The organism is Sphingopyxis sp., from assembly GCF_036402335.1.
GTDB lineage: Bacteria > Pseudomonadota > Alphaproteobacteria > Sphingomonadales > Sphingomonadaceae > Sphingopyxis.
On record NZ_DASWTD010000336.1, the window covers coordinates 1 to 9,571 of the forward strand.

Annotated in this window: 8 protein-coding genes and 1 pseudogene; 5 read left to right on the top strand and 4 right to left on the bottom strand. The window is 62.5% G+C overall.

The genetic code is table 11. The features are described 5' to 3' along the window. From VGD20_RS10320 to VGD20_RS10335, 4 genes are all read right to left on the bottom strand, one after another. Nucleotides 1-2,075 (bottom strand): polysaccharide biosynthesis tyrosine autokinase (locus tag VGD20_RS10320; RefSeq protein WP_331134361.1); only part of this gene is annotated, 2,075 nt, incomplete at its 3' end. A gap of 18 nt (nt 2,076-2,093) precedes the next feature. Then, entirely contained in the window at nt 2,094-2,831 is a 738-nt protein-coding gene (locus VGD20_RS10325; protein ID WP_331134362.1) for a polysaccharide biosynthesis/export family protein, read from the bottom strand. A 67-nt stretch (nt 2,832-2,898) separates the two neighbouring features. Next, nucleotides 2,899-4,323, bottom strand: a complete 1,425-nt coding sequence (locus VGD20_RS10330; RefSeq protein ID WP_331134363.1) for an O-antigen ligase family protein — start codon at nt 4,321-4,323, stop codon at nt 2,899-2,901. A gap of 149 nt (nt 4,324-4,472) precedes the next feature. Next, complete coding sequence (locus VGD20_RS10335; protein ID WP_331134364.1) at nt 4,473-5,288, bottom strand: metallophosphoesterase; 816 nt, start codon at nt 5,286-5,288, stop codon at nt 4,473-4,475. A 264-nt stretch (nt 5,289-5,552) separates the two neighbouring features. Between VGD20_RS10335 and wecB the strand changes: the two genes are divergently transcribed. The 5 genes and pseudogenes from wecB to VGD20_RS10360 all read left to right on the top strand — a co-directional run. Further along, the gene (gene wecB / locus VGD20_RS10340; RefSeq protein ID WP_331134365.1) at nt 5,553-6,668 is read left to right on the top strand and encodes a non-hydrolyzing UDP-N-acetylglucosamine 2-epimerase; all 1,116 of its coding nucleotides are present in this window, start codon (nt 5,553-5,555) and stop codon (nt 6,666-6,668) included. After that, nucleotides 6,658-7,953, top strand: coding sequence for a UDP-N-acetyl-D-mannosamine dehydrogenase (gene wecC, locus VGD20_RS10345; protein WP_331134366.1), 1,296 nt, complete (start codon nt 6,658-6,660; stop codon nt 7,951-7,953). The genes wecB and wecC overlap by 11 nt, the downstream gene beginning before the upstream one ends. A 45-nt stretch (nt 7,954-7,998) precedes the next feature. Continuing rightward, nucleotides 7,999-8,805 carry a class I mannose-6-phosphate isomerase gene (locus tag VGD20_RS10350; protein WP_331134367.1) on the top strand — a complete coding sequence of 269 codons (807 nt, stop codon included), beginning with the start codon at nt 7,999-8,001 and terminating at the stop codon, nt 8,803-8,805. 55 nt (nt 8,806-8,860) lie between these two features. Continuing rightward, nucleotides 8,861-9,427, top strand: coding sequence for an ATP-dependent protease subunit HslV (gene hslV / locus VGD20_RS10355; protein ID WP_331134368.1), 567 nt, complete (start codon nt 8,861-8,863; stop codon nt 9,425-9,427). 4 nt (nt 9,428-9,431) lie between these two features. After that, nucleotides 9,432-9,571: pseudogene (locus VGD20_RS10360) on the top strand (HslU--HslV peptidase ATPase subunit); the annotation flags it as partial.

Sequence of the window (9,571 nt, forward strand, 5' to 3'; positions counted from 1 at the left end):
AATTTGACGCCCGACATGCGAAGCCGTGCCAGCGCCGTGGAGATGACCCTGCTCTTGGTCGAGTTCGCCTCGATCGTGAAGAGAACACCCTCGACCCGCCGCGCGATCAGGGGCGCGTCGGCTAGGCCGAGCAGTGGCGGCGAGTCGACCAACACATGGTCGAAACGCTCCGTCAGCAAACCGATCAACAAGGGCAAGCGATCGCTTCCAAGCAGTTCAGCGGCATTCGGCGGCATCTTGCCAGCCGTGATATAAGAAAAACCATATTGCGGGAGCATGCTGATCATGCCCTCGAGATTGTCGTCGCCCGACAGATAATGGCTAAGCCCGGCGTCGTTCGGGACCTTCAGATAGCGGTTGAGCGACGGATTGCGGATGTCGGCATCAACGAGGATGACCGACTTGCCCGTCGCCGCCAACACGGTGGCGAGACACAGCGCGGAGTTGCTCTTTCCTTCCTGCGGCCGCGACGATGTAAGCATGATCGATTTCGGCGCGCCATGCGACGTAAGAAACGAAAGGTTCGTCATCAACGAGAAATAGGCTTCGTAAATCGCGGATTTTTTGTCGAGCACCGCTTCGGCCACTTCCTGGTCGACCACTTCGGGGATCGCTCCCAGCAGTGGCAGGCCGAAGCGGTTCACGACTTCCTGCGGATCGCGGATCGAATTGTCGATCTTCTCCAGGATCAGGACCACCGCTGTCGCTGCGAGAACGCCGAGCAGAAGTGCGACGGCCAGATTGAGCGGCAAGTTCGGGCTCGAAGGTCGGTCGGCCGCCTTCGCCCGATCGACGAGCGAGATATTATTCGTCCCGACGCCCGCTACGCCAATCTCCTTATATCGCTGCAACAAACCGTCGTAGAGTTGCCGGTTCGAATCCACCTCGCGCTGCAGGATCGCCATCTGAATGGAATCGCGCTGCTGGCTGTCATATCTCGTCGTCAGTCCATCAAGCTCGGCTTGCAAATCTCTTTCGCGCTTGACCGCGGCATTATAGGCTTCGCGATTGCTTTGCGACGACCGCCCGGTTTCCGCGTTGATACTGCGATCAAGGTTGGCGAGCTGCGCGCGCACCGCCACGACCGACGGATATTCGTCATGGAAAAGCGTCCTCAACCGCGCGAGTTCGGCCTCTGCCTCGGCGCGCTTCTGACGCAGGCTGCCGATCGTCGGCGCGTTGATTTGAGCATTGCCCGTCAAGGTGTTGGCGAGTTCGGCTTCGGCGGCAATGCGTTGTTCGCGGGCACGCGCGAGAGCCTTGCTGATCTCCGAAATATCCGAGCCTACCAGCGTCTCCGTCTGCGTTTTCCCGTTAAGATCGGTATCCGACGAGATCGTGACGATGCCCTTGCTCGTCGCATAGTTGATCAGCGACCGCTCCGAGTTTTCGAGGCTGCGCCGCAGATTTTCAAGCCGCGTCTCCAGATATTTGCGCGCGTCCGAGGTCGCGGAAAACCGTCGATCGATGCTGGCCTGCACGAATTGCGTGACCCAGAGGTCGGCAAGCTTCGCCGAAAGCTGCGGCGACGGCGATGAAAAGCTGATATCGACGAGGCTCGATGTACGCACGGGCGACACGGTCAGCTGTCCGAGCAATATTTCCACGGCCTGATTGGTGCGGTCGAGCCGCTCGGCGCTCGTCATGTCCCGCTCGGGACTTTCGAGCTTGAACGCCGCGATGAAGGCCTTGTCGGCTGTCAGGTTGCCGGCGCGGATCACGCGCTCGGCAAGCGACCGCGACTGAAGAAGCGAATATTGCGTGTTGTAGAACGCGACCTCATCGGTGAGCGTCCGGTCGCGCTCGCCCGCAACGGTCGTCGCGACCGGCGAATCCGGGAGGATTTCGATGCGGGCGGTCGAGGTATATTGCGGTGTCGAAACAAAGGTCGCGAGCAGGCCGAGCAGCAGTGCCGCAACCACCAGGCCCATGACGATATAGCGGTGGCTATAGAGCGCTATCATGACCTGCTCGGGGCTCGGCAACGCCGATCCCGAACTGCGTTCGTCTTCCTTGGGAACAACTGCCCCTTCATAAGGCGAAGCGGACGGCAGCCCGTTATACTGATTATCCATGTTCGTTGCCGTCCCCAACTAGAATTCGCGGGCCAGAAGAATGACCGGCGAGAGAAGCGCTGGCACCGTCTGCAGCAAATCCTTGAACATGCGCCGCTGCGGCGAGTCGCCAACGATCACGACGTCGTTCGGGAAGATTTCCGGATCCGCATAGTTGCCCCGACGAATACCCTCAAGGTTGTAGATCCCGACATATTGCTTGTTTCCGACCCCGCGGAACACGACGACGTCCTGCAATTTGGCGAATTCGGTCACGCCGCCTGCCAGCGCCACGGCGCGCATCAGCGTCACCCGGCCCACGACCGGATAGGACCCGGCGCGATTGACCTGCCCATCGACCGTCACCGACATCGACTGCAGTGCGAGGGCATTGCTGGGCGACTTGAAGTTGACCGTGACCTGCGGGTTTCGGACATAACGACCACCCAGCTTGGTCCGGAGCTCCGTCGCGATGGCGTCCGGCGTCTTGCCGGCCGCGGCGATCGTTCCCACCAGCGGGAAAGCAAAATTACCTTCGCCATCGGTCATGATGTCGCGCTGCATTTCATCGACGCCAAACACCTCCACGCGCAATTCTGTGAAGGGGCCGACAAAGGCGAGGCGCGTCGAACGGATCACGTCACCGGCCTGAGGCTCGGGCAGGCTCGCCAGCAAGGACACGGGCGTGTCAGGTGCGCTGGCAACCGGCGGCGGATCCTTCACGCAACCTGCCAGTGAGGCGGCGGCCAGCAAGGCAAAGAGATATCCTGTTTTCATGGCGGGTTATCGAATTCCGATTCCTGACGGTCGTCGTGGCTATAGACACTCAAAAGGCGCCTGCAAGCTAATTAGGTGCGTTCATTTGGTCGTTACGTGGACAACAAAACAAGACTATCAATAGGATAGCCATCACTTGAAGCGACGGCATGCGGAGCGGATAGTCGACAAAGCTGACCATCACGAAAAGTCCTGCGATGACGAGCACCGGAAAGCGATAGTCGCCGCGATACCCCTTGACGAGATTTCGCGTCCCAGCGGCGGCGAACTTGCGTCCGAGCCAGACCAGCGTGGCGAATGCGACCAATATGAAAGGCAACCCTCCCGTAATCACCAGTTCGATCCAGTCGTTATGGGCGTGGTTGAAATAGCTCGGGCTCAAGAGAGCATCGGGCTCGAACATCTTGTAGACCCCCGCAAAGGAGCCAAATCCACTGCCCGTTCCCCAATAGGTTTCCGCCATAGCTCGAACAGTGGGCCACGCCTGGACGCGCAATTCTCCGGCTAGGTCAGCACCAGACGCGCGGTCGATGGCCGAAATGCGGCTCGATAGCGACAAGACCGTCACCAGCAGCCCGATCAGCAGCAACGGCGGCGCATAGGCGAACGCGCGTTGCCACGATCGCGCCGCCGATTGCCCGCGACCTGGTCGTTGGTCCTTTGTCCTCATGGCAAGGAGGATCATGGCATATCCGGCCGAAAAGGCGATGACGCCTGCGACGAATCCTGACCGGGATCCGATGAGCGCCGTCGTGATCGTCAAAAGAACGATTACGAAGCCGAGCACTCCGACCGTCAACTTGTCGCGGCGCGACTTCATATATTCGTCGCGCATCAACATGGCCGCGAGGACGACCGCTAACGCGAGGAACAGCGCGTGGTGATTGCGGTTGGCGAACAGGCCGACCATCATCCCCTCGTTGGTTATTCTATAGAGATAGGCGGCACTACCGGCTCCCGACAAAATCTGAACGAGACCCAGCAACGCGCCGATCCCGGCAAGGGCCACCAGCGTGTAGATCAGGAGCGGGTAATCGTTCGGGTGCACACGTGCAGTGACGAACAGCGCAGCGAACGGCACCGTCATCGACAGCAGACTGTTCCATGTCAGCGACGGCGTCAGCGATATCGGACGCCAGAGGTCGGCCAGTCCCACCAGATGGTCGATCGCCGCGATCGGCTCACGCCCCGGCAGAGCCTGCCACCATTGCGGCGGCAAGGGGATGAGCTGGATCGCCATCCACAGCGACAACGCGAGGAGAAGCAGTAACGGGACGCGAATGCGGCGCCAGTCTTCAGCGCGCAACCCCGCGGCCGCCCAGAAGGCGAAGAGCACCGCGCCGCCGCGCAGAAAAGGCATCGAGGCGGTGTCGCTACGCGATCCTCCGCCAAGCAGGAAGGCCATGACGAGAAACGCGACCGGCGCCCACCGAAGAACAAGATGATCGTCCCATTGCGGCGCGGCGGCGAGGGTTCTGGTTCTGTTGTTCATTCCGCTGCTGCTTGCTGTCGATCAGGAGACGTACGCCCGCTCTCGCGGCGCGGGACCCTTAAACCCCCGATTCCGATGTTGCAAGAATAGCGAGTTCCCGCGCGATCGATCCGGCTCGTATTTGGCGGGCTTGAACGCACACTCGCAAGTCAGCGTCCCGAAACGCCGGCACTTTTCTGAAGGATTCCTTCGCCAACCTCGTCCGAGCGCGCGAACAGATACCAGCGCTGGTGGCCCTCGAGGCCGATCGCCGCAAGCGCTCCGCTGCGGAAAGCGCCGATATCGACGCCGATCCGGTTGGCCTGCTCATCGGGTTCGCTGGTGATGCTATGGCCATGGATGATCATCTTGCCATGGTCACCCAGGTCGTCGAGAAACTCGTCGCGTATCCAGCGCAGATCGGAGAGCTCCTGCCGATCGAGCGGCACGCCGGGACGCACGCCGGCATGGACGAACGCATAGTCGCCGATCTCGATCACATCCTCGCCGCGACCAAGAAAATCGACATGCTCGGGGGGAACCATGTGCGGCAAACGCTCGGCGACCTCCTCAAAGGTGGCGCTGTCGAAACATTCATCGCCGCGCCAATAGCTGCGAACGGTCGCATCGCCGCCGATCCGCATGAAATAGCGCAGCCGCCGCACGTCGCCGGTCAACGCCGCGAGGAAGCATTCCTCGTGATTTCCGATCAGGAGCCGTGTGTCCGGAAACTCGCCCCTGAGCCGCATGGCGCGTTCGACCACCCGGTCCGAATCGGGGCCCCGATCAACCAGATCGCCCAGCAATATCAGCGTAATGGCCGCCGGCGGACGCGCTGCATGATCGGCGCGGATCGAATCGATCATTCGCGCGAACAGGTCGTCGCGCCCGTGGATGTCGCCAATGGCATAAACCCGCTGTCCTTCGGGTATCGCGTATCCACTGCGCGCCGGCGGGGCCGGCTTGGTCTTGCGCTTCCAGAACATCAGTTAAAAATGGCTCCAACGTCAAATCGCGAGTAACGGAGTCGTCGTGCGGCCCGAGAACCGCATTGCGCGCTCTCTACCATGCCCTCCACCGATGGCAACCTACGCGGTCCGCCCCGAAAAGTTGCATGCGCGGCACAATATCGGCGCACGGCCTGCCCGATACTCCTTAAGAGTGTCATAAGCATTTTTCAGCTAATAGGCGATCAGCCATCGACGCACGGCGCCAACGATGACATGCCGCGCAGTCCGGAGACCAAAGATATGAAAATAATGACAGTTTTCGGGACACGCCCGGAAGCGATCAAGATGTTTCCCGTCGTCCACGCGCTGCGCGAGCAGGCCGGTGTCGACGTGCGCGTCTGTGTCACCGCACAGCACCGCCAGATGCTCGACCAGGTTCTTCATATCGCCCGCATCACGCCCGATATCGATCTTGACGTCATGCAGGCCAACCAGTCGCTCGATGGCCTGCTCGCGCGCCTTGTCGTCGGGCTGGGCGAGACATTCGACGTCGAAAAACCTGACCGTATCCTCGTCCACGGCGACACGCTGACGACGATGGCCGCGACGCTTGCCGCCTATTTCCGCAAGATACCCGTCGGCCATGTCGAGGCAGGGCTGCGCAGCGGCAATATCTATCATCCGTGGCCCGAGGAGGTGAACCGCAAGGTCACGGGGGCAGTCGCCGACCTTCACTTCGCGCCCACCGAGACCGCCGCGGCAGCGCTGCGCGCCGAAAATGTCCCCGCCGACCGCATCCATATAACGGGAAACACCGTGATCGACGCGCTATTGGCGACAACGGCGCGGATCGGGGAAGAGCCGGCACTTGCAGCGGGCCTCGACCCGCTCGTCGATCGCTTCGCGGGCAAACGGATCATTGCCGTCACCTCGCACCGCCGCGAGAATTTCGGCGACGGTATGAAAGCCATTGCCGATGCGATTGCCGCCATTGCGGCGCGTGACGACGTCGCGGTTGTCTTTCCGGTCCATCCCAACCCGCATGTCCGCGCCGCGATGGAACCGATCCTGGGCGGCCTCAACAATGTCGCGCTGATCGATCCGCTCGACTATCCGCACTTCGTCCGCCTGCTCGCGACATCCGAACTGGTGCTCACCGACAGCGGCGGGGTGCAGGAGGAAGCGCCGTCGCTCGGCAAGCCGGTGCTGGTGATGCGCGAGACGACCGAGCGGCCCGAAGGCATCGAAGCGGGCACCGCGCGGCTTGTCGGAACCGACAAAGCGCGTATTGTTTCCGAAATTTTCAAGCTTTTGGACGACAAGGACGCCTATTCAGCCATGGCCCGTGCGCATAATCCCTTCGGTGACGGCACGGCGGCAAGACAGATTGCGGAGATAGTTGCGCGTGCCCATTGATATGGAACAGAAGGTCACGGTCCTCGGGCTCGGCTATATCGGCCTGCCGACCGCGGCGCTCATCGCGCGTTCGGGCTGCAAGGTCACGGGCGTCGACGTCAGCCAGCATGTCGTCGACACGGTCAACAACGGCAAGGTTCATATCGAGGAAGTCGACCTCGACGGCCTTGTCCAGGGCGTCGTCTCGCGCGGAGCGCTGACGGCATCGATCGCCGTCGTGCCCGCCGACACCTTCGTCATCGCCGTTCCGACCCCGCACGACGAAGAGCATCGCCCCGATATCAGCCACGTGCTCTCCGCTGCACGCGCGATTGCGCCGCAGCTTGAGGCCGGCAATCTCGTCATCCTCGAATCGACCTCGCCCGTCGGCACGACCGAAAAGGTCGCGGCGCTGCTTGCCGAACTTCGCCCCGACCTCAAGGTTCCGGGCGCGTGCAGCGGTGCTGCCGACATCTTCGTCGCTTATTGTCCCGAACGCGTCTTGCCGGGGCGTATCCTCGTCGAGCTCGTCGACAACGACCGCTGTATCGGCGGCATCACTCCGCGTTGCGCGCGGCGCGCGATGACCTTTTACCGCCAGTTCGTGCGCGGCGCCTGCGTCACCACCTCGGCGCGCGCCGCCGAAATGGTGAAGCTCGTCGAGAACAGCTATCGCGACGTCAACATTGCCTTCGCCAACGAGCTGTCGATGATGGCCGAACATATGGGCGTCGACGTCTGGGAGGTGATCCGCCTCGCGAACCGTCATCCGCGCGTCAACATCCTCCAGCCGGGCCCCGGCGTCGGCGGCCATTGCATCGCGGTCGATCCCTGGTTCCTCGTCCACGGCGCCCCCGACCACAGCCGCCTGATCCGCACCGCGCGCGAGGTCAATCTCGCCAAGACCGCGCATGTCATCGGTGCCGCCGAGATGCTCGTCTCGCAGCATCCGAAGGCACGCGTCGCCTGCCTCGGCCTCGCTTTCAAACCCAATATCGACGATTTCCGCGAGAGCCCGGCGGTCGAAGTCGCTGCCGCGCTCGCACACCGCTTCGGCAAGCAGATCGAGATCGTCGAGCCCTATGCGCGCGGCCTGCCGATGGAATTCGCAGGCACCGGTGCGGAACTAATCGATCTCGACAGCGCTTTGGCGACATGCGACCTGCTGATCGTCCTCGTCGACCATGACCTGTTCAAATCGATCCCGCTCGAGGAGCGCGGCGACAAGATCGTCTATGACACGCGCGGTCTCTGGCTCGATCAGCCCGGCAGCGGCAACGGCAACCGCCTGCACCGCGCGGCCTGATGCGTCGCGCGTGACGCTGGCCGCGCCGCATCACAAGGTGACGCCATGCTGACTCGTCTCGAAACCATTATCGTCGAAAAGCCTTGGGGTCGCATCGACATTCCAGGCGCATTCGGCGATTTCGGCGGCCGCCGGATTGGCGAGATATGGTTCTCGAACCCCGCCGGCGACGATGCGCCGGTCATGGTCAAGTTCCTCTTCACCTCCGAACGGCTCTCGATCCAGGTCCATCCCGGCGATGAGGCGGCGCAAGCGGCCGGTTTCCCGCGCGGCAAGGAAGAGTGCTGGCTAGTCCTGTCCGCCGGGCGCGATGCCGAACTCGGCGTCGGGCTCAATGTCGAAACCACGCGCGAGGCAATACACGATGCCGCCCTCGACGGCTCGATCGTCGACATGATCGATTGGCGACCGTCAAAGGAGAATGATTTCGTCTACAACCCCGCAGGCACGATCCATGCGATCGGCGGCGGGCTGACCGTTGTGGAGGTGCAGCAGAATGTCGACTGCACCTATCGTCTCTATGATTATGGCCGCCCGCGCGAACTTCACCTCGATGAGGCGGTGAAGGTATCGCATCCCGGAGCGGTTCACGACCCGCGCGACACGGTGGTCGATCCGCACGCGAACCGGATGCTCGTCCGCGGGCCCCATTTCCATCTCGCGCAACTCGCCGGGCCAATTGACGCCTCGGTGCTTGAACAGGCGACGGGCGAGTTGACGTTCGTACCGCTTTCAGCCGGCTGCCGCGTCGCCGACGAAAGCGTAGCGCTTGGCGAGGCGGTACTGCTTACCGATCCGCAGTCGATCGAGATCGACGACGGCTCCCGCGCGCTCCTGACCTGGCCCGCCTGACGGGGCAGTCCCCCTCCCCTTGCGGCCTCGCCCGCCATCTCCCATATCCCGGCCCATGACCAATCCCCATGCGCAAAGTGCCGCGCCCTGGCACGGAACCACCATCCTTTCCGCCCGCAGCGCCGACAAGGTCGTCATCATCGGCGACGGCCAGGTATCGATGGGGCAGACGGTGATGAAGCCCAATGCCCGCAAGGTGCGCCGCCTCCACGACGGCGGCGTCATCGGCGGCTTCGCAGGCGCGACCGCCGACGCCTTCACCCTGTTCGAACGCCTCGAAGCCAAGCTCGAACGCCACAATGGCCAGTTGCTCCGCGCCGCGGTCGAACTCGCCAAGGACTGGCGCACCGACAAATATCTCCGCAACCTCGAAGCAATGATGATCGTCGCCGACAAGGAGGTCACGCTCGTCATCACCGGCAACGGCGACGTGCTTGAACCGAAGGGCGGGATTGCCGCAATCGGCTCGGGCGGCAATTTCGCGCTGTCCGCCGCGCGCGCGCTCGTCGACTATGAAAAAGATCCCGCCGTGCTCGTTCGCAAGGCGATGGAAGTTGCCGCCGATATCTGCGTCTATACCAACGACCAGTTCACCCAAGAAATCATCGAAATCCGGGCATAATCACATGAACAAGGATCTGACTCCCAAGGCGATCGTCGCTGCGCTCGACACGCATATCATCGGCCAGGACGCCGCCAAGCGCGCGGTCGCGGTGGCGCTGCGCAATCGCTGGCGCCGCCAGCAGCTGTCGGCCGATCTGCGCGA